The sequence below is a fragment of the Streptomyces sp. NPDC003697 genome (genome assembly GCF_053587115.1).
In genome coordinates, this window is sequence record NZ_JBSFNN010000044.1 from 24,135 (window position 1) to 44,004 (window position 19,870).

15 protein-coding genes are annotated in these 19,870 nt (G+C 71.7%); 3 read left to right on the forward strand and 12 right to left on the reverse strand.

The window, feature by feature from the left end:
* Positions 1 to 173: 173 nt before the first annotated feature.
* The 6 genes from ACWDNY_RS18800 to ACWDNY_RS18825 all read right to left on the reverse strand — a co-directional run bounded on the left by ACWDNY_RS18800 (position 174) and on the right by ACWDNY_RS18825 (position 6,775).
* A complete protein-coding gene (locus ACWDNY_RS18800; protein ID WP_451646881.1) occupies positions 174 to 1,013 on the reverse strand; it encodes a shikimate dehydrogenase in 840 nt (279 codons plus the stop codon).
* Positions 994 to 2,688, reverse strand: coding sequence for an endolytic transglycosylase MltG (mltG, locus tag ACWDNY_RS18805; protein ID WP_451646882.1), 1,695 nt, complete (start codon positions 2,686 to 2,688; stop codon positions 994 to 996). Before mltG ends, ACWDNY_RS18800 begins: the two co-directional genes overlap by 20 nt.
* A 122-nt stretch (positions 2,689 to 2,810) precedes the next feature.
* The gene (gene ruvX, locus ACWDNY_RS18810; protein WP_451646883.1) at positions 2,811 to 3,275 is read right to left on the reverse strand and encodes a Holliday junction resolvase RuvX; all 465 of its coding nucleotides are present in this window, start codon (positions 3,273 to 3,275) and stop codon (positions 2,811 to 2,813) included.
* Positions 3,276 to 3,290: 15 nt separating this feature from the next.
* Positions 3,291 to 5,963: an alanine--tRNA ligase gene (gene alaS, locus ACWDNY_RS18815; RefSeq protein ID WP_451646884.1), complete on the reverse strand. Its 2,673-nt coding sequence runs from the start codon at positions 5,961 to 5,963 to the stop codon at positions 3,291 to 3,293.
* Positions 5,963 to 6,322, reverse strand: coding sequence for a hypothetical protein (locus ACWDNY_RS18820; protein ID WP_451646885.1), 360 nt, complete (start codon positions 6,320 to 6,322; stop codon positions 5,963 to 5,965). The genes alaS and ACWDNY_RS18820 overlap by 1 nt, the downstream gene beginning before the upstream one ends.
* 9 nt (positions 6,323 to 6,331) lie before the next feature.
* On the reverse strand, positions 6,332 to 6,775 hold the full coding sequence (locus tag ACWDNY_RS18825) for a DUF948 domain-containing protein (RefSeq protein WP_451646886.1): 444 nt from the start codon (positions 6,773 to 6,775) through the stop codon (positions 6,332 to 6,334).
* 157 nt (positions 6,776 to 6,932) lie between these two features.
* On the opposite strand from ACWDNY_RS18825, the gene ACWDNY_RS18830 reads away from it, so the two are divergent.
* A complete protein-coding gene (locus ACWDNY_RS18830; RefSeq protein ID WP_451646887.1) occupies positions 6,933 to 9,065 on the forward strand; it encodes an ATP-binding protein in 2,133 nt (710 codons plus the stop codon).
* A 24-nt stretch (positions 9,066 to 9,089) separates the two neighbouring features.
* Here the strand turns inward: ACWDNY_RS18830 and rpsD are convergent, their stop codons facing one another.
* From rpsD to ACWDNY_RS18855, 5 genes are all read right to left on the reverse strand, one after another.
* Positions 9,090 to 9,704 (reverse strand): 30S ribosomal protein S4, encoded by a 615-nt coding sequence (gene rpsD / locus ACWDNY_RS18835; RefSeq protein ID WP_451646888.1) that lies wholly within the window; start codon positions 9,702 to 9,704, stop codon positions 9,090 to 9,092.
* 345 nt (positions 9,705 to 10,049) lie between these two features.
* On the reverse strand, positions 10,050 to 11,405 hold the full coding sequence (locus tag ACWDNY_RS18840) for a replication-associated recombination protein A (RefSeq protein WP_451646889.1): 1,356 nt from the start codon (positions 11,403 to 11,405) through the stop codon (positions 10,050 to 10,052).
* A gap of 108 nt (positions 11,406 to 11,513) precedes the next feature.
* Entirely contained in the window at positions 11,514 to 12,170 is a 657-nt protein-coding gene (locus ACWDNY_RS18845) for a vitamin K epoxide reductase family protein (protein WP_451646890.1), read from the reverse strand.
* A gap of 526 nt (positions 12,171 to 12,696) precedes the next feature.
* The gene (gene hisS / locus ACWDNY_RS18850) at positions 12,697 to 13,959 is read right to left on the reverse strand and encodes a histidine--tRNA ligase (RefSeq protein WP_451646891.1); all 1,263 of its coding nucleotides are present in this window, start codon (positions 13,957 to 13,959) and stop codon (positions 12,697 to 12,699) included.
* A gap of 11 nt (positions 13,960 to 13,970) precedes the next feature.
* The gene (locus ACWDNY_RS18855; protein ID WP_451646892.1) at positions 13,971 to 14,687 is read right to left on the reverse strand and encodes an MBL fold metallo-hydrolase; all 717 of its coding nucleotides are present in this window, start codon (positions 14,685 to 14,687) and stop codon (positions 13,971 to 13,973) included.
* Between the two features lie 196 nt (positions 14,688 to 14,883).
* On the opposite strand from ACWDNY_RS18855, the gene ACWDNY_RS18860 reads away from it, so the two are divergent.
* A complete protein-coding gene (locus ACWDNY_RS18860) occupies positions 14,884 to 15,702 on the forward strand; it encodes a peptidylprolyl isomerase (protein WP_451646893.1) in 819 nt (272 codons plus the stop codon).
* Between the two features lie 134 nt (positions 15,703 to 15,836).
* Positions 15,837 to 17,066: a DUF349 domain-containing protein gene (locus ACWDNY_RS18865; RefSeq protein WP_451646894.1), complete on the forward strand. Its 1,230-nt coding sequence runs from the start codon at positions 15,837 to 15,839 to the stop codon at positions 17,064 to 17,066.
* Positions 17,067 to 17,194: 128 nt separating this feature from the next.
* On the opposite strand, the gene ACWDNY_RS18870 is transcribed toward ACWDNY_RS18865, so the two are convergent.
* Positions 17,195 to 19,759 carry a RelA/SpoT family protein gene (locus tag ACWDNY_RS18870; RefSeq protein WP_451646895.1) on the reverse strand — a complete coding sequence of 855 codons (2,565 nt, stop codon included), beginning with the start codon at positions 19,757 to 19,759 and terminating at the stop codon, positions 17,195 to 17,197.
* Between the last annotated feature and the right edge of the window lie 111 nt (positions 19,760 to 19,870).

The following is a 19,870-nucleotide window of genomic DNA, read 5'->3' on the forward strand; positions in this document are numbered from 1 at the left end:
GGCGGGTGCCCGTGCCCCCTGCCCACCCACGCGCGCGGCAGTGCCGGCGGGCACGGGTCCGTGCGCCCGCGCCGAGCAGGCAGTCCACCGGGGACGGGCAACGCCCGGCCGGACGGGACCGGCCCGGCCGGTCCGCTCGCGCCGGAGCGGTCCGCCTGCTCCCGGCCGCGCCGTCAGCGCTCCGACAGCGCCTTCTCCCCCGCCCGGCGCATGGCCTCCAGCGGGGCCGGGGAGCGGCCCGTCATCTGCTCGACCTGGAGGGCCGCCTGGTGCACGAGCAGGTCCAGGCCGCTGACGACGGCGCCGCCGACCATGGACCAGCGGGCCGCCAGGTCGGTCGGCCAGGGGTCGTAGAGGACGTCGAAGAGGGTGGCGGGCCGCTCCGGCACGGCGCCCGCGAGCGCGTCCGTCGTGCCGGCCGGGGTGGTCGCCACCAGCAGGGGCGCGCGCAGGGCCTGTGCCGCGTCCGCCCAGGGGGCGGTGCGCACCTCCACACCCAGCCGCTCGCCCCACTGCCGCATCTCGGCGGCCCGGGCCTCGCTGCGGACGTAGGCGACGACCTCGCCGGTGCAGACGCGCGCGAGCGCGGCCAGCGCCGAGGACGCGGTGGCGCCGGCACCGAGGACCGCCGCGGAGTCGACCTGTTCGATGCCGTGCTCGCGCAGGGCGGCGACCATGCCGGGGACGTCGGTGTTGTCGCCGGCTCGCCGGCCGTCCTCGGTGAGCACCACGGTGTTGACCGCCTCGACGGCGGCCGCGGTCTCGCTGATCGTGTCGAGCAGTGGGATGACGGGCCGTTTCAGCGGCATGGTGATCGACAGGCCCGCCCACTCCGGCCCGAGCTCCCGCAGGAACCCGGGCAGGGCCGGCTCGTCGACCTCGAACCGGTCGTACGACCAGTTCGCCAGGCCCAGTTCCGCGTAGGCGGCGCGGTGCAGCACCGGCGAGAGGGAGTGGGCGATGGGCGAGCCGAGCACGGCCGCCCGGCGGGCCTCAGTTGCCCGAGCTGGCATTGAACTTGTCCTTGAGCTTCTGGAACTCGGCGTAGGTGCGGGCGAACTCGGTCTTGTTCATTCCGTCGGTCGCGACGAAGTAGATCCAGCCCTCGTCGGTCGGATCCAGGGCCGCCCTGAGCGCCTCGTCGCCGGGGTTGCCGATCGGCCCGGGCGGCAGTCCCTTGCGCGTGTAGGTGTTGTACGGGTCCTTGTTGCTGTTGATCTCGGACTCGCTGATGTTGATGTTGCTCTCGCCCTTGAGGTAGTTGAAGGTCGAGTCGAACTGCAGCAGCTGGTTGGTCTCGGTGTTCGTGGGCTTGAGGCGGTTGTAGACGACCTCGGCCATCTTGCGGAAGTCGTCGTGCGTCTTGCCCTCGGCCTGGACGAGGCTGGCGACCGTGATGACCTGCAGCGGGTTGGCCAGGTTCAGTTCCCTGGCCTTCGCGGCGAGGTCGAAGCGGCCGTAGGCCTGGTTGGCCTGCGTGACCATCTGCTTCAGCACCGACTCGGGCTTCATGCCCTTGGCGGCGGGATAGGTGCCCGGGTAGAGGAAGCCCTCCAGCGGGTCCTTGATCTCCTTGCCGGTGTTCGCCCAGCTCGGCAGGCCGAGGACCTTGGACTGCTTCTCGGCGGTCTTCCTCGTGGTCCCCGCGGACAGTTCCAGTTTCTTGTCGATCGCCGCGTAGACCAGGACGTTGCGCTCACCCGGCGTGACCATCACGTTGTTCTGGCTCTTGGGGTCGAGCATCAGAGCGACCGCGCTGTCGGCGGACATCCGCTTCTTCAGCAGGTAGGCACCCGCCTGGAGCTTGTTGCCGTCGGGGTTGCGCGTCTGCGCGGACACGAAGGCGTCGACGCTTTTGACCACGCCGGCCTGCTTCAGTTTCCGGCCGATGTCGTACCCGCCGGCACCCTTCGGGATCTCCACGGTCACCGTCTCGTCGGTGCCGTCACCCGCGTAGTCCGGCGGCGCGCCGAAACGATTTTGGTAGAACTGGTAGCCGTAGTACCCGACGCCGGCCAGGCCGCCGCCGAACACCAGCACGACGACCAGGCAGGCGCAGCCGTTGCGCCGTTTCCTGCCCTTGTTCCTGTTCTTGCCGCCGCGGCCCCGGCGGTCGCCGCGGCCACCGCCCTCCCCCGGGTCGTCGTCGGGGTCGTCGGAGTCGGAGTCGTCGTCCCCGGCGAAGAACGCGTGGTCCTCCTGCCCGGGGTCGGGGTCCCAGTCGGGCCGCGGCTCCGGTTCCGCACCGCGGCGGCTCGGCGGCTCCGGCGGCGGATAGGCCTCGGGCGTGCTGTAGAGGTCGGCCTGCTCCGCGTGGTAGGCGGTCTGCTGCCCGTAGGGGTCGGTCGGGTCGACGCCGGCGGGGTACGCCACGTGCGCGTGCGTACCGGTGGTGTCCCAGCCGCCGTCCTGCCGGTACTGCTGCGGCTCCTGCTCGGCGTACCGCTGGTGGCCCTGCTCGTCGTACTGCGGGGTGTGCGGGTACTGGTCCTGCCCGTAGCCGGCCTGCGGCTGGTGCCCCCAGTCGCCGTACTGCTGCTGCGGCTGCTGCGGGTGGTGCTGCGGCCGGCCGCCGTACGGAGACCGCTGGCCCGCGTCGGCCTGCTGCTCTCCCCATCCGCCGTCCCCGTACAACGGGTCCTCCGGATGCCACGGTGCGGAGCCTGGGCCCCGGCCATACTCAGTCATCGATCCCCTAGAGCCGCGAGGCGACGGTCGCCCGGCCCTCGTCCCCGGCTCCCGTTCCGCCTCTTGCTGTGCACCGGCTGTTCGAACAACGGCGCATCGCGCGGAACGTTACCGTATCGCGATCAGATGCCCACTTCGACGCCCTCGCCGGGTGCTTCGCCTGACACTCGTTCGGATTCGAGGGCCTGCTGCAGGATGACCACGGCAGCGGCCTGGTCGATGACGGCCCGGCCCTTCTTGGACTTCACGCCCGAGGCGCGCAGCCCCTGACCGGCCGTCACGGTCGTCATCCGCTCATCCACCAGTCTTACCCCGACCGGGGCGATCATGCGGGCCAGTTCCCGCGCGAAGCCGCGGACCTTGACGGCCGCCGGGCCCTCGCCCCCCTTGAGGGAGCGAGGGAGCCCGACGACGACCTCGATCGGCTCGTACTCCTCCACGAGTCGGCCCAGCCGCCGGTAGGCCGCGGGGACGTCCCGGCCCGGGACCGTCTCCACCGGGGTGGCGAGGATCCCGTCCGGGTCGCAGGAGGCGACCCCGATCCGGGCGTCCCCGACGTCGATCGCGAGCCGGCGTCCTCTCCTCATCGTCGTGACCGCTTCCTACTTGGCGGTCTCGGCGACCAGGCGCTCGACGGCCTCGGCGGCCTCCCCGACGGCAGCCGGGTTCTGGCCGCCGCCCTGGGCGACGTCGGGCTTGCCACCACCGCCGCCGCCGAGGGTCTTGGCGGCCGTGCGGACCAGGTCGCCGGCCTTCAGACCGCGCTCGCGGGCGCCCTCGTTGGTGGCGATCACCGTCAGCGGCTTTCCGTTGTTCACCGTGAACAGGGCGACGACGGCCGCCCGGCCGCCCTGGACGCGGCCGCGCACGTCGAGGACCAGCCTGCGCAGGTCGTCGGGCATGGTGCCGTCCGGGACCCGCCCGGTCACCACGGCGACCCCGCGGACGTCCCGGGCGGACTCGGCGAGACCGGCGGCGGCCTGCAGCACCTTCTCGGCGCGGAACTTCTCGATCTCCTTCTCGGCGTCCTTCAGCTTGCCGAGCATGCCGGCCACCTTGTCCGGCAGCTCCTCAGGACGGCCCTTGAGCAGTTCGCTGAGCTGGTTGACGACCGTGTGCTCGCGGGCGAGGAAGGTGTAGGCGTCGACGCCGACCAGGGCCTCGATGCGGCGCACGCCCGAGCCGATGGAGGACTCGCCGAGCAGCTTCACCAGGCCCAGCTGGGCGGTGTTGTGCACGTGCGTGCCGCCGCACAGCTCCTTGGAGAAGTCCCCGATGGTCACCACGCGCACGCGCTCGCCGTACTTCTCACCGAACTCGGCGATGGCGCCCTGCTTCCTGGCCTCGTCGATACCCATGACGTCGGCGCGCACGTCGAGGTCGCGGGCGAGCACCTCGTTGATCTTCTGCTCGACGTCGGTCATCACCGTCTGCGGAACCGCCGACGGTGAGCCGAAGTCGAAACGGAAGCGGCCGGGCTGGTTCTCCGAACCGGCCTGGGCGGCCGTCGGGCCGAGAGCGTCGCGCAGGGCCTGGTGGGTCAGGTGCGTGGCCGAGTGGGCGCGGGCGATGGCCCTGCGGCGCAGGGAGTCGATCGAGGCGTGCGCCTTGGCGCCGACGGTGAGCTCGCCGACCTGGACGACGCCCTTGTGGACGTACACGCCCGGGACCGGCTTCTGGGTGTCGCGCACCTCGACGACGGCGCCGGAGTCCACCTTGATGCGGCCGGTGTCGCCGATCTGGCCGCCGCCCTCGGCGTAGAACGGGGTGCGGTCGAGGACGATCTCGACCTCGTCGCCCTCGGTGGCGGCCGGGGAGGACACGCCGTCCACGAGGATGCCGACGACCGTCGACTCGCCCTGGGTGTCGTTGTAGCCGATGAAGTCGGTCGCCCCGGCCCTGTCGGCGATCTCGCGGTAGGCGCCGAGGTCGGCGTGGCCGGTCTTCTTGGCCTGGGCATCGGCCTTGGCGCGCTCCCGCTGCTCCTTCATCAGGCGGCGGAAGCCGTCCTCGTCCACGGACAGCCCCTGCTCGGCGGCCATCTCCAGGGTGAGGTCGATCGGGAAGCCCCAGGTGTCGTGGAGCAGGAAGGCCTTGTCGCCGGAGAGGACCGTGCCGCCCGACTGCTTGGTCTCGGTGACGGCGGTGTCGAGGATGTTTGTGCCGGCCTTCAGCGTCTTGAGGAAGGCGTTCTCCTCGGCGAGGGCGACCTTCTCGATGCGCTCGCGGTCGGTGACCAGCTCCGGGTACTGCTGGCCCATCATGCCGATCACGGTGTCGATCAGGTCCCTGACGACCGGGCCGGTGGCGCCGAGCAGGCGCATGTTGCGGATGGCGCGGCGCATGATGCGGCGCAGGACGTAACCGCGGCCCTCGTTGCCGGGGGTGACGCCGTCGCCGATGAGCATCGTGGCGGTCCGCATGTGGTCGGTGACCACGCGCAGGGACACGTCCGAGTCGTGGGCGTCGCCGTAGCGGACGCCGGTCAGCTCGGTGGCCTTCTCGATGACGGCCATGGAGGTGTCGATCTCGTACATGTTCTGCACGCCCTGCAGAATCATGGCGAGCCGCTCGAGACCGAGGCCGGTGTCGATGTTCTTGCTCGGCAGGTCCCCGAGGATCTCGAAGTCGTCCTTGCCGGTGCCCTCGCCCCGCTCGTACTGCATGAAGACGAGGTTCCAGATCTCCACGTACCGCTCGTCGTTGACGGCGGGGCCGCCCTCGGCGCCGAACTCGGGACCGCGGTCGTAGTTGATCTCGGAGCAGGGGCCGCAGGGGCCGGGGACGCCCATGGACCAGAAGTTGTCCTTCTTGCCCAGGCGCTGGATGCGCTCCCTGGGCACGCCGACCACCTCGTGCCAGATCTGCTCGGCCTCGTCGTCGTCCTCGTAGACGGTGATCCACAGGCGCTCGGGGTCGAGGCCGTAGCCGCCCTCGTCCTGGGAGGAGGTGAGCAGCTCCCAGGCGAGCTTGATGGCTCCTTCCTTGAAGTAGTCGCCGAAGGAGAAGTTGCCGCACATCTGGAAGAACGTGCCGTGCCGCGTGGTCTTGCCGACCTCTTCGATGTCGGGCGTGCGCACGCACTTCTGCACGCTGGTGGCGCGCGGGAACGGCGGCTTGACCTCACCCAGGAAGTAGGGCTTGAAGGGCACCATGCCGGCCGGGACGAGGAGCAGAGTCGGGTCGTCCGCGATGAGCGACGCCGAAGGGACGACGGTGTGCCCGCGCTCCTCGAAGAAGCTCAGCCAGCGGCGGCGGATCTCAGCCGACTCCATCAGTGGTCCTCATTCCGGTTGTACGGGTGCTTCGTCTGCGAGTACGTCCGCGTCTCGACGTACTCCGGGTCGTTCTCGATGGCGGCGTACCGCCTGGGTGCCGGGAGTCCGGTGTCGACGGGCGCGTTCAGCCCCAGCGCCTCGCCGAGTTCGGCCTCCCGCTGGGCCATGTTGTCGCGGACGTCGAGGGCGAAGCCCACCGCTCGGTCCTTGATCCGGTGGCCGGCCTCGATCGCCTTGTTCGCCGCGGCGGCGGCCAGGCTCTCGGGGGTGAGTTGCCGCAGCTTGCGGTTGACCTTGGTGGTGGCCCACACACCGGCGGCGACGCCTGAGGTGAACCAGAACGTACGGCGGAACATCGCTAGTCCTTACTTCTCCCGGTTGTTCCGCTTCCCCCGCCGTGCGGCCGGGACGGTGCGGCCCACGATCACGGTACGCCGCGGTTCCTTGGCGGGCACGTCCTCCCGGCGGCCGCCCCCCATGGCCCGGCGCACGCCGTAGCCGAAGGCGGCGACCTTGACCAGGGGGCCGCCGAAGGTGGACGCGACGGTGGTGGACAGCGCGGACGCGTTGGACGTGACCTCCTGGACGTCCGAGGCGATCGCGTCGACCCGCTCGATCTGGGTCTGCGCGGAACGCACCGCCCGGGAGGCGTCGGCCAGCAGCGGAACGGCCTGCTCGGTCACGTCCGCCACGAGCTTGGTGGTCGCCTTGAGCGTCTGGGCCAGCCTCACCAGTGCGACGGCGAGGAAGGAGACCAGGATCGCCCAGAAGACGGCCACCAGGATCCCGGCCACCTCTCCACCGGACACTGTGCGCACCCGCTCCCTGAAACGTGCAACATCTAAAGGTCTGCACCGAGCCTATCGCGCCGGTGACGGGGCTCCGTACCGGATTACCGCCCGCGTGCTGCGGAGTTGCGCGAAGCGATTGTACGCACCGAACACGTTTCAGTACGCTGCGTATCCCATGCGAGTTCCTCAAAGCTCCGCGTCCGGCGATCTGCCACCGGAGCTCGACGCGTTCGTGGGCCGCACGACCGAACTGGCCGGGCTGGCGCGAGCGCTGGCGACCGCGCGGCTGGTGACGGTGACGGGCCCCGGCGGGGTGGGCAAATCACGCCTCGCCGCCCGGGCGGCGGCCCGCGCGAACGCTCCGGACCGCGTGAGACGCGTCGAGCTGGACCCCGTCCGCGACCCGGAGTTCGTCGACCACGCGATGGCGGAGGCCCTGGGTCTGACCGACCACACCGCGCGGCCGCCGCGCGTCGCTCTCCTCGACCGGCTCGCCGGGCGCCGGCTGCTGCTGGTCCTCGACGGGTTCGAGCACCTGGTGGAGGCGTGCGCCGGGCTGGTGACCGAGCTGCTGCGGCGGGCGCCGGGCCTGACGGTGCTCGCGGTGGGACGCCGGCCGCTCGGCGTGCCGGGTGAGCGGCTGTTCCCCCTCGGGCCGCTGCCCGAGGACGACGCGGTGCGGCTGCTGGCCGAGCGCGCCGGCCGGCAGGGCGTGTCCGTCGCCGACGGCCCGGAGGCACGGGAGCTGTGCCGGCGCCTGGACGGCATCCCGCTGGCCCTCGAGCTGGCGGCGGGGCGGCTGCCGGCGCTGCCGCCGGCGCAGCTGCTGGCCCGGCTGGACGACCGCTTCCGGGTGCTGACCGGCGGCGGTCCGCAGGCGCTGCCCCGGCACCGGACGCTGCGCACCACGATCGGCTGGAGCCACGAGCTCGCCGGCGGCCGGGAGCGGCTGCTGTGGGCGCGGCTGTCGGTGTTCGCCGGGCCGTTCGACCTGGAGGCCGTCGAGTACGTGTGCAGCGGTGACGGTCTGCCCGCGGCCGAGGTCGCCGACGCGCTGGGCGAGCTGCTCGCGCAGTCGGTGCTGGTACGGGAGGAGACGGCGGCCGGCCCGCGCCACCGGATGCTGGACACGGTCCGGGCCTACGGCGCGGACTGGCTGGAGGCGACGGGAGACGCTGTCCGGCTGCGGCGCCGCCACCGCGACTGGTACCTGGGGCTCGCCGCCTCCTGCGAGCTGGAGTGGTTCTCGCACCGGCAGGCGGAGGTGGCCGCGCGGGTCGGGGTGGATCTGCCGAATCTGCGCGGGGCGCTGGAGTACTGCCTGGCCGTGCCGGGCGAGGCGCGTCTGGCGCAGTGCCTGGCGGGCTCGCTGTGGTTCTGCTGGGTGGGCTGCGGGCGGTTGTCGGAGGGCCGGCACTGGCTGACGCGGGCCGTCGCGCTCGACGGCGGCCACGCGCCGACCCGGCTGAAGGCGCTGTGGGTGCTCGGCTATGTGGCGGTCCTGCAGGGCGACACGGTGACCGCGCCCGCGGTGCTTCAGGAGTGCCGGGAGACGGCGGAGCGCACCGGGTGCCGGACGGCGGTGGCGTACGCGGAGCACCGCACCGGGTGCCTGGCGCTGGTCGCGGACGACATGGCGGGCGCGGAGCGGCTGCTGCGCTCGGCGCTGGACCGGTACGAGGAAGCAGGCGAGCTCAACAGCAACGTGCTCATGGCCCGGGTCGAGCTGGCGATGGCCCGGGCGTTCCGGGGCGGCCTGCCGGAGGCGGTGCGGATGTGCGAGGACGTGCACCGCGTGTGCGAGGAGCACGGCGAGCGGTGGGCCCGCAACTACGCGCTGTACGTGCTGGCGTACGCGGCCTGGCGCGAGGGCGGTACGGCGCGTGCCCGGCGCCTGCTCACCGACTGCCTGGCCGGCGCGTACGGCTTCCGCGACCTGCTCGGCTCGGTGCTGGCGGTGGAGCTGCTGGCGCTGGTCACGGTGGACGAGGGCGACGCGGCGGAGGCGGCGGTACTGCAGGGCGCCGCGAGCGTCATGTGGCCGTCGGTGGGGCTCCGGCTGTTCGGCTCGGCCTACTACAACGCGCCGCACGAGCTGTGCGCGGCGCGGGCCCGGGAGCGGCTGGGTGACGAGCGGTACGAGGAGTGCCGGCGGCGTGGGGCGCGGCTGGGCCGCGCGGCGGCCGTGGCCCGCGCGCTGGAAGGGGGCGGGCCGCCGCGCCCCGCGCTGCCCGCGCCGCGTCCCGCGGGGGACACGCGCGAGCCCGCCGCCTCGCCCGTCCGGAAGGGCGGGGAGACGGCGGGCTGAGGTGGTACCGGCGCCTGCTGGTGATCAGCGGGCGTAGTACTCGACGACGAGCTGCTCGTCGCAGATCACCGGGATCTCCTTGCGGTTCGGCTCGCGGTCCAGGCGGAACGCCAGGGACTTGAGGTTCACCTGCAGGTAGCGCGGGGTCTCGCCCTCGGGGGCGAAGCCGCCCTCACGGGCGATCTGGAACAGCGTCTTGTCACGGCTGCGGTCGCGGACCTGGATCACGTCGTCGGGACGGACCACGAAGGACGGCTTGTCGACCTTCCTGCCGTTGACCTGGATGTGACCGTGGACGACCATCTGACGGGCCTGGTAGATCGTGCGGGCGATGCCCGAACGCAGGACCAGGGCGTCAAGGCGCTTCTCGAGCTCGACGATCAGGGCCTCACCGGTCTTGCCCTGAACCTTGGAGGCACGCTCGTAGGCGCGCACCAGCTGGCGCTCGGAGACGTCGTACTGAGCGCGCAGGCGCTGCTTCTCCAGCAGACGGACCTTGTAGTCCGAGTTCTGCTTGCGGCCACGGCCGTGCTCACCCGGCGGGTAGGGACGGGCCTCGAAGTACTTGACGGCCTTCGGGGTCAGCGCGATGCCGAGGGCACGCGACTTCTTGACCTTGGGGCGGGACTGGTTCGCCATGAACCAAACACCTCAATTTTTTCTGTGCGAATACGGCTTCACCAGGGTTAGGGGAGGTCGCATCCGCAGCCGGGGAAACCCTCCGGGTCCGCTGCGCGGACCTGGCGGGCAGCCGCTCCCCTGGTCTGGGCACATACGTGCAGCACGCGAGTGGCCCACCGACCTGTCCCGGTACTCCGGGTGGTGGTGGGCTGCCCGCGACACCGTTCGCCGGTGCGCGACGCTCCTGGAGATCCCCTGCCCGGGGGCCGGGTCTCCGGCTGGATGTCCCGCTCTGGTGGTGCCGGTGCCTCTTGCGAGGTGCCGGACGCGGGACTCAGCGCTCCGGGACATCCTACAGGGCGTTCAGGACCGCTTCCGCCCGAGGTGCTTGCGGGTCCACTCGACCGCGTCCGCGTACCGGGCCTCCGCGCCGTGCCGGCCGGGGGCGTAGTACTCGCGATCCTTCAGGGCGTCCGGGGCGTACTGCTGGGCGGCGATGCCCTCGGGCAGGTCGTGCGGGTACACATAGCCCCGCGCGTGCCCGAGCTTGGCCGCGCCCTTGTAGTGCCCGTCCCGCAGGTGGCGCGGCACCGGTCCGGCCAGGCCCTTGCGCACGTCCTCCAGCGCGGCGCCGATCGCGGTGGTCGCCGAGTTCGACTTCGGGGCCAGGGCGAGGGCGATGGTGGCGTGGCTCAGGGTGAGCGCGGCCTCCGGGAAGCCGATCATGGCGACGGCCTGGGCGGCGGCGACCGCGATCGGCAGGGCGTTCGGATCGGCCAGGCCGATGTCCTCGCTGGCGGAGATCATCAGGCGGCGGGCGATGAAGCGGGGGTCCTCCCCGGCGTCGATCATCCGCGCGAGGTAGTGCAGGGCCGCGTCGACGTCGGAGCCGCGGATGGACTTGATCAGGGCGCTGGCGACGTCGTAGTGCTGGTCGCCGTCGCGGTCGTACGTCACGGCCGCCCGGTCGACCGTCTCCTCCAGCGTCGTGAGGGCGATCTCGCTCTCGCCCTTGTCCAGGGCGGCCCCGGCGGCGGCCTCCAGCGCGGTCAGGGCGCGGCGGGCGTCGCCCCCGGCGATGCGCAGCAGGTGCTCCTCGGTGTCCTCGGGGAGGCCGACGGCGTCCCCGAGGCCGCGCTCGTCGGTGAGCGCGCGGCGCAGCAGGCCCCGGACGTCGTCGTCGGTGAGGGGTTCGAGGGTGAGGAGGAGGGAGCGGGACAGCAGCGGGGAGATCACGGAGAAGTACGGGTTCTCCGTGGTGGCCGCGATGAGGGTCACCCAGCGGTTCTCCACGGCGGGGAGCAGGGAGTCCTGCTGGGCCTTGCTGAAGCGGTGGATCTCGTCGAGGAAGAGGACGGTCTCCTGGCCGTAGCCGCCGGAGGCGCGGCGGGCGCCGTCGATGACCGCGCGGACCTCCTTGACGCCCGCGGTGATCGCCGACAGCTCCACGAAGCGCTTGTTGGTGGCCTTGGAGACCACATAGGCCAGCGTCGTCTTGCCGGTGCCGGGCGGGCCCCAGAGGATCACGGAGGAGGGTCCGGCCGGGCCGCCCGAGCCCTCGCCGACCAGTCTGCGCAGGGGTGAGCCCGGCTTGAGCAGGTGCTGCTGGCCCACCACCTCGTCGAGGGTGCGCGGGCGCATCCGTACCGCCAGGGGGCTTGCTGCCGGTTCCCTCTCCTGGCGTTCTTCTGCTGCGGCGGTGAACAGGTCGGGCTCCACGACGGCAACCTTATGTCACCGCACCGACAACGCCGTCGGGCCCGGAGCCGGTGCGGTCCGGCTCCGGGCCCGACGGCCCGCGTTCGTGGCCCGGGCTCAGGCCCGGGCTCAGGCCCAGAGGCTGCCGCCCCAGCGGGTCAGGATCAGCATGACGACGACTCCGCAGTGCGTGACCGGCAGCACCCAGGTGAACTCGGCGAGGAAGGTCTTCACCGGGCGCGGCACGGGCAGGAAGCCGTTGCGGGCGTTGAACGAGGTCACGTACCAGAACATGACGATCGTGGCGACCCAGGCCAGCGAGCACCACAGGCACAGCGCGTTGATGCGGTACAGCGACTGGAACTGCAGCCAGGTGACGAAGCAGACACCGAAGAGCGTGCCGAAGTTGAAGGTCAGCCAGTACCAGCGGGGGAAGCGGGCGCGGGCCAGCAGGCTCATCCCGACGCAGACGACGATGCCGTAGGCGACCAGGCCGAGCATCGGGTTCGGGAAGCCGAAGACCCCGGCCTGCTTGGACTCCATGACGCTGCCGCACGAGATGATCGGGTTGATGCTGCAGCTGGGGGTGAACGTCTTGCCGCTCACCTTGCCTTCGAGGATCTTGAACTTGTCGATCGTGATGACCCACGCCGCGAGCAGTCCGGCCGCGCCGGTGATCACCAGCAGCAGGCCGAAGGCGCGGCTGCCCTCCACCGTCCGTGGCCCGGGTACCGAGGGTTCCGGCTCGCGCTCGGTAGAGACGTCCCTGACTGTCGTCTTGCTCATCACGCCGATTCCGTCACTCGAGAGCTGAACCTGCTTCGGGCACGGGCCATTCTGCCGCACGGGCGCGGCTGTCCACCGTTCGATCCGCATAAGGAGTGCGCGCGGCGCCCTCCGCGCGCCCGGCGGCGGACGAGGCCCAGAGCGGGCGGCAGCCGTGTCTCCGGGGTGCGGTCGGGACCCGGGCGGGCGGTCCGGGAGCACCGTCGCGCCACGTCGTCGCCGCAGCCGCCACCCGGCTCCGACCAGCGGAAACGCGCTGCCCGGGCCGGCCGGCCCCGCCGCGCGGGCACGAGCTCGTGCGGGGGAATCCGCTGGGTTCCATGGGCTCCGCTCGCGGCCGGGGGCGCCCGTCCCGGGGCCGGGGCGGCCGGCCGGCGCACGCGTGTGCCCGTGCGGGGAGAATCGTCGGGCCGGCCGAATCCGCGCCCGTGAGGTTGACCGTCCCGGTGGGGCATGCGGCACTTCGCGCCCGGACCCGGGGCGAGGCGCCGGGCGCCTCACGGCACCCGGCGCCCCCGGCGGTGTCTCAGCCGAGCCGTGACTCCAGTTCCGCCACGATCTCGTTGACCCCGATCGGCGTCTGCTCGCCGGACTCCATGTCCTTGAGCTGGACGACGCCCTCGGCGAGGTCGCGTTCGCCGGCCACCACGGCGTAGCGGGCGCCGCTGCGGTTGGCGTTCTTCATGGCGCCCTTGAGGCCCTTGTGACCGTAGGAGAAGTCGGCGGCGATGCCGTTCTTGCGCAGCTCGGTGACCTTCCCGAAGAGCACGCGGCGGGCCTCCTCGCCGAGCGGCACGGCGAACACGCTCGTGGCGGCGGGCAGTTCGAGCTCGATGCCTTCCGCCTCCAGCGCCAGCACCGTACGGTCGACGCCCAGCGCCCAGCCCACCGACGGCAGCGCGGGACCGCCGATCATCTCCGACAGGCCGTCGTAGCGGCCGCCGCCGCCCACCGCGGACTGCGAGCCGAGGCCGTCGTGGACGAACTCGAAGGTCGTGCGGGTGTAGTAGTCCAGACCGCGCACCAGTTTCGGGTCGTCCTCGAAGGCCACGCCCGCCGCCGTGATCAGCTCGCGGACCTCCTCGTGGTACGCCTTGCACGCGTCGCACAGGTAGTCGCGCAGCAGCGGGGCGCCCGTCAGCTGCTTCTGCACCGACTCGCGCTTGTCGTCCAGCACGCGCAGCGGGTTGATCTCGATGCGGTGGCGGGTGTCCTCGTCGAGGTCGAGGCCGCGCAGGAAGTCCTGCAGGGCGGCGCGGTAGACCGGACGGCACTCCTTGTCGCCGAGGCTGTTGAGCAGGATGCGGAAGGTGCGCAGGCCCAGGGAGCGGTACGCCTGGTCGGCGAGGATGATCAGCTCGGCGTCCAGCGCCGGGTCCTCCGCACCGATCGCCTCGGCGCCGACCTGCGAGAAGTGGCGGTAACGGCCCTTCTGGGGGCGCTCGTAGCGGTAGTACGAGCCCGAGTACCAGAGCTTGACCGGCAGGTTGCCCGCCTTGTGCAGGCCGGCCTCCAGCGCGGCGCGCAGGACGGAGGCGGTGCCCTCGGGGCGCAGCGCCAGCCTGTCGCCGCCCTTGGTCTCGAAGGCGTACATCTCCTTGGTCACGATGTCGGTGGACTCGCCGACGCCGCGCGCGAACAGCTCCACGTTCTCGAAGCCGGGCGTCTCGATGTAGCCGTAGCCGGAGTTGCGCAGGGGGGCCGCGATCGCCTCCCGGACCGCGAGGTACTTCGCGGAGTCCGGTGGGATCAGGTCGTACGTGCCCCTGGGGGCCTTGAAGGTGCTCACGAAGTCTCTCGTCACATTCCTCGTCGGGGAGCGGGCCGGGCGCTCTGCTCCTGGCCGCCCGCCGCCACCTGCCGCAGATAGGGGTTGGTGGCGCGCTCCTGGCCGATGGTCGTCTGGGGGCCGTGTCCGGACAGCACCACGGTCGAGTCGTCGAGCGGCAGGCACACGCGGGCCAGCGAGTCGAGCATCTCGGCCATGTCACCGCCGGGCAGGTCGGTGCGTCCGATGGAGCCGGCGAAGAGCAGATCCCCGGAGAAGAGGACCGACGGGACGTCGGGGCTCTCGGGCATCCGGAAGGTCACCGACCCCTTGGTATGGCCGGGCGCGTGCGCGACGGAGAACTCCAGGCCGGCCAGCTCCAGCCCGGCGCCGTCGGTCAGCTCCTCGACGTCGTCCGGCTCCCCCACGGTCAGCTCGCCCATCAGCGGCATCCCGATGGAACGGCCGAGCGCCTTCTCCGGGTCGCTCATCATGTAGCGGTCGGCGGGGTGGATCCAGGCGGGTACGCCGTGGGCGCCGCACACGGGGACGACGGAGGCCACGTGGTCGATGTGGCCGTGGGTGAGGACGACGGCGACGGGCTTGAGGCGATGCTTCCTGAGCGCGTCCTCGACACCCTGGGCGGCCTGGTGGCCGGGGTCGATGATCACGCACTCCTCACCGGCGGCGGGGGCGACGAGGTAGCAGTTCGTCCCCCAGGCCCCGGCGGGGAACCCGGCAATGAGCACGATCGTCCTTCGTTGTGTCGGTACGGGTGGTCCCGGGCGGATACGCGTGGCTGCGCGTGGCCCGCCCGTCGTCAGAGCCTACCGGCGCTGCCGATTCCTCAGCGAACCCATATACGGTACGGGGCACAACGCAGGCGGTCGGCCGCGGGACGCACGCGCACCGGCCGGCACCCCAGACGCATGAGGAGAGAACCCGGTGGTCAGCCAGGAACAGCGGCAGCGTCAGCTCGCCCGGGAGAAGTTCTTGCGGCAGCAGCAGCGGCGCACCGCCGCGCGGCGCAAAGCGCGCATGCGCAACTCCGTGATCGCGTCGGTGCTCGGCGTGGTCGTCATCGGCAGCGTCGCGCTGTACACGACCGGTGTCCTGAAGAACGACGACGGCAAGGCCGGCGCCAGTGCGGACGTCTCCCCCAGCGCCTCGCCCAGCAAGGCGCCCGACCCGTGCGAGAAGGCCGCCGCGGGTTCGGTGAAGAAGCTGAGCTGGAAGAAGGAGCCGGCGATGACGATCGACAGGTCGGCGGCGTACTCGCTCAAGCTGGACACGACGTGCGGCGAGATAGACGTGGCCCTGAAGGCCGCGGCCGCGCCGCACACCGTGAACTCGTTCGACTTCCTGGCCGGCAAGGGCTACTTCGACCACACCAAGTGCCACCGGCTCACCACGAACGGCATCTACGTACTGCAGTGCGGCGACCCGACGGGAACCGGCAGCGGCGGTCCCGGGTACACCCTTCCCGACGAGAATCTCAAGGACAAGAGCCTGAAGGGGAACGTCTACCCGGCCGGCACGGTGGCGATGGCGAACACCGGCCGGCCGCACACCGGCGGGAGCCAGTTCTTCCTGGTCTACCAGGACAGTCAGCTGCCGCCCAACTACGCACCGTTCGGTACCGTCTCCGCATCCGGGCTGAAGGTGCTGAAGAAGATCGCCGACGCGGGTGAGAACACCGGCGCGGGTGACGGGGCACCCAACGCGACGGTCGTGATCGACAAGGCCACCGTCGCGAAATCCTGACGTCAACCGCGAGATTTCGGTCGCGCAGGATGCGGACAGGCAACCCGCCGGTCGCCTATGTTGGCGGTGACGAAACTGTGGACGATGCCCGGGGGAGCGAAGGCCCCTCGCAGGCATCATGTGGAGGAGGCGCTGTGAGCAGCGACCCGTGGGGCCGCGTCGACGAGACGGGGACCGTGTACGTGCGGACGGCCGACGGCGAGCAGGTCGTCGGTTCCTGGCAGGCCGGCTCCCCCGAGGAGGCGCTTGCCTACTTCGAACGCAAGTACGAGGGCCTGGTCGTCGAAATCGGCCTCCTCGAGAAGCGCGTGCGGACCACCGACCTTTCGGCGAAGGACGCCCAGGCCGCCATCGACCATCTCCGGGATCAGATCGACGCGCACCACGCGGTCGGTGATCTGGACGCCCTGCGCGCCCGCCTGGACCAGCTGGTCCGGACGGTCGAGGCACGCCGCGAGGAGCGCAAGGCGCAGCGCGCCCGGCAGGCCGACGAGGCCCGGCACGCCAAGGAGGCGCTGGTCGACGAGGCGGAGGAACTGGCCCGGTCCGACCAGTGGCGGGTGGCCGGTGAGCGGCTGCGCGCGCTCGTGGACACCTGGAAGGGACTGCCGCGCCTCGACCGCAAGTCCGACGACGAGCTGTGGCACCGCTTCTCGCACGCGCGGTCGGCGTTCTCCAAGCGGCGCAAGGCCCACTTCGCGCAGCTGGACGCGCAGCGCGAGGAGGCCCGCAAGACCAAGGAACGGCTGGTCGCCGAGGCCGAGGCGCTCTCGGAGTCGACGGACTGGGGTGTCACCGCGGCCCGTTACCGCGAGCTGATGGCGGAGTGGAAGGCCGCGGGCCGCGCCCAGCGCGAGCACGAGGACGACCTGTGGAACCGCTTCCGCGGCGCCCAGGACGTCTTCTTCGCCGCCCGCAGCGCGGTCTTCGCCGAGCGGGACGCCGAGCAGGCGGAGAACCTGAAGCTGAAGGAGGAGCTGGCCCAGGAGGCCGAGAAGCTCCTGCCGATCACGGACCTCAAGGCCGCCCGGGCCGCCTTCCGTTCGATCAACGAGCGCTGGGAGGCCATCGGTCACGTGCCGCGCGACGCCCGTCCGCGGGTCGAGGGCCGGATGCAGACCGTCGACCGGGCGATCCAGGAGGCCGAGGAGACCGAGTGGCGCCGGACGAACCCGGAGGCCCGGGCACGTGCCGAGGGCCTGACGGGTCAGCTCCAGGCCGCGGTGGACAAGCTGAGGGGCCAGATCGAGCAGGCCCGCACCCAGGGCAACACCTCCCGGGCCGACAAGCTCGAACGGGAGCTGGAGGGCCGCCAGGCCCTCCTCGACCAGGCGCTCAAGGGACTGCACGAGTTCGGCGGCTGAGTCCACGCCGGCACGGCCGGTCACTGTCACCGGGGCCCGGGGTGGGCGACCACCGCCGGGCCCCGGGGCGTTCCGCCGCCCCCGGCCGGCCGGCGGACGCCGGGCCCGCTCGGCCAGGTCGGGTCAGGTCACTGCCTGCGCGCCGACGTCACCCGGTACACGTCGTAGACGCCCTCCACGCCCCGTACCGCCTTCAGGACGTGCCCCAGGTGCTTGGGGTCGCCCATCTCGAAGGTGAAGCGGGAGGTCGCGACCCGGTCGCGGGAGGTCTGGACGGCCGCCGAGAGGATGTTGACGTGCTGGTCGGACAGCACCCGCGTGACGTCGGACAGCAGCCGGGAGCGGTCCAGGGCCTCGACCTGGATGGCGACCAGGAAGACCGAGGACTGCGTCGGCGCCCACGCGACGTCCAGCATGCGCTCCGGCTCGCGGGAGAGGGACTCCACGTTCACGCAGTCGCTGCGGTGGACGGACACCCCACTGCCCCGCGTGACGAACCCGATGATGGGGTCGCCGGGAACCGGGGTGCAGCAGCGGGCCAGCTTCACCCACACGTCGTCGACCCCCTTGACGACGACGCCCGGGTCGGCGCTGGCGCGGCGCTTGCGGCTGCGGCCGCGCGACGGCGGCACGCTCTCGTCGTCGATCTCCTCGGTGGCCGCCTCCTCGCCGCCGAGCGCGTGGACGAGCTTCTGCACGATGTTCTGCGCGGAGACGTGGCCCTCGCCGATCGCCGCGTACAACGCGGAGATGTCCGAGTAGCGCATCTCGTGGGCCAGCGTGACGAGTGAGTCGCCGGTGAGGATGCGCTGGATGGGCAGGTTCTGCTTGCGCATGGCCCGCACGATCGCGTCCTTGCCCTGCTCGATCGCCTCGTCGCGGCGCTCCTTGGAGAACCAGGCCCTTATCTTGTTCCGGGCGCGCGGCGACTTCACGAAGCCGAGCCAGTCGCGGGACGGGCCCGCGCCGGTCGCCTTGGACGTGAAGACCTCCACCAGGTCGCCGTTGTCGAGCGTCGACTCCAGCGGGACGAGACGTCCGTTGACCCGCGCTCCTATGGTGCGGTGACCGACCTCGGTGTGGACCGCGTAGGCGAAGTCCACCGGGGTGGCCCCGGCGGGGAGCGCGATGACGTCGCCCTTGGGGGTGAAGACGAAGACCTCGTTGCGGGACAGGTCGAAGCGCAGGGACTCCAGGAACTCGCCGGGGTCCTCGGTCTCCTTCTGCCAGTCCAGCAGCTGCCGCAGCCACGCCATGTCGTTGATGGCGTCCTTGTCCTTGCCGGACGCCTTGGGCACGTCGGTGCGCACCTTGGAGGCGCCGGCGACGGCCTCCTGCTTGTACTTCCAGTGCGCGGCGATGCCGTACTCGGCGCGGCGGTGCATGTCGAACGTGCGGATCTGCAGTTCGACCGGCTTGCCGCTGGGGCCGATGACCGTGGTGTGCAGCGACTGGTACATGTTGAACTTGGGCATCGCGATGTAGTCCTTGAACCGCCCCGGAACCGGGTTCCAGCGGGCGTGGACGGTGCCCAGTGCCGCATAGCAGTCGCGGACGGTGTCGACGAGGACGCGGATGCCGACCAGGTCGTAGATCTCCGCGAAGTCACGGCCGCGGACGATCATCTTCTGGTAGACGCTGTAGTAGTGCTTGGGGCGCCCGGTGACGGTGGCCCGGATGCGGGCGGCGCGCAGGTCGGCCTGGACCTCGTCGATCACCTTGGCCAGGTACTCGTCGCGCTTGGGGGCGCGCTCGGCGACCAGGCGGACGATCTCGTCGTACATCTTGGGGTAGAGGATCGCGAAGGCCAGGTCCTCCAGCTCCCACTTGATGGTGTTCATGCCCAGGCGGTGGGCGAGCGGCGCGTAGATCTCCAGGGTCTCGCGCGCCTTCTTCTCCTGCTTCTCGCGCTTGAGGTAGCGCATGGTGCGCATGTTGTGCAGGCGGTCGGCGAGCTTGATGACCAGGACGCGCGGGTCCTTGGCCATGGCGACGACCATCTTGCGCACGGTCTCGGCCTGCGCGGCCTCGCCGAACTTGACCTTGTCCAGCTTGGTGACACCGTCGACCAGCAGGGCGACGGTGTCACCGAAGTCGCGGCGCAGCTGGTCGAGGCCGTACTCGGTGTCCTCGACGGTGTCGTGCAGCAGGCCCGCCATCAGCGTGGCCGGGTCCATGCCGAGCTCGGCGAGGATCGTGGTCACCGCGAGCGGGTGCGTGATGTACGGGTCGCCGCTCTTGCGCTTCTGGCCGCGGTGCCAGCGCTCGGCGACCTGGTACGCGCGTTCGATCTGGCGCAGCATGGCGGCGTCGATCTTCGGGTCGTTGCTGCGCACTATCCGCAGCAGCGGCTCGAGGACCGGGTTGTAGGGGTTGGCGCGCTGGACGCCGAGGCGTGCCAGGCGGGCGCGGACGCGGTTGGAGGAGCCGGAGCGGGCCGGCTGGCCGGCGGCCGGGCGGACGACGGGAGGCGGCGCGGGACGCTCGGAGGACGGGGAGGCTCCCGATCGGGTGGCGTCGGGAGCGGGGGCCGGCTTGGGGCGTGCCTGCTGGGCGGACTTGTCGACGGGCGCCGACTGGGCGTGCTCGGCCGTCCCGCGGGTGTCGTTCGTCGCGTGCGGCGCGGGCTTCGCCGCAGGCGCCGAGGCGGACTCGGGCTTTGCGGCGGTCAGTGGCTGGGCCTCGTCTGGCAAGAGGACTCCTCGTGCGCGATCCGGGTCCCCCGGTCAGGCTCCGGAGGTCCCATGGTAGCGATCCCGGGGTCCGGGCTCGCCTCCAGCCCGGTGAGCGGGCCGTACACACCA

Excerpts from the sequence above, each read along its gene's own strand:
- ACWDNY_RS18800 (WP_451646881.1), bottom strand. The coding sequence starts at position 1,013 with ATGCCAGCTCGGGCAACTGAGGCCCGCCGGGCGGCCGTGCTCGGCTCG.
- mltG (WP_451646882.1), bottom strand. The coding sequence starts at position 2,688 with ATGACTGAGTATGGCCGGGGCCCAGGCTCCGCACCGTGGCATCCGGAG.
- ruvX (WP_451646883.1), bottom strand. The coding sequence starts at position 3,275 with ATGAGGAGAGGACGCCGGCTCGCGATCGACGTCGGGGACGCCCGGATC.
- alaS (WP_451646884.1), bottom strand. The coding sequence starts at position 5,963 with ATGGAGTCGGCTGAGATCCGCCGCCGCTGGCTGAGCTTCTTCGAGGAG.
- ACWDNY_RS18820 (WP_451646885.1), bottom strand. The coding sequence starts at position 6,322 with ATGTTCCGCCGTACGTTCTGGTTCACCTCAGGCGTCGCCGCCGGTGTG.
- ACWDNY_RS18830 (WP_451646887.1), top strand. The coding sequence starts at position 6,933 with ATGCGAGTTCCTCAAAGCTCCGCGTCCGGCGATCTGCCACCGGAGCTC.
- rpsD (WP_451646888.1), bottom strand. The coding sequence starts at position 9,704 with ATGGCGAACCAGTCCCGCCCCAAGGTCAAGAAGTCGCGTGCCCTCGGC.
- ACWDNY_RS18845 (WP_451646890.1), bottom strand. The coding sequence starts at position 12,170 with ATGAGCAAGACGACAGTCAGGGACGTCTCTACCGAGCGCGAGCCGGAA.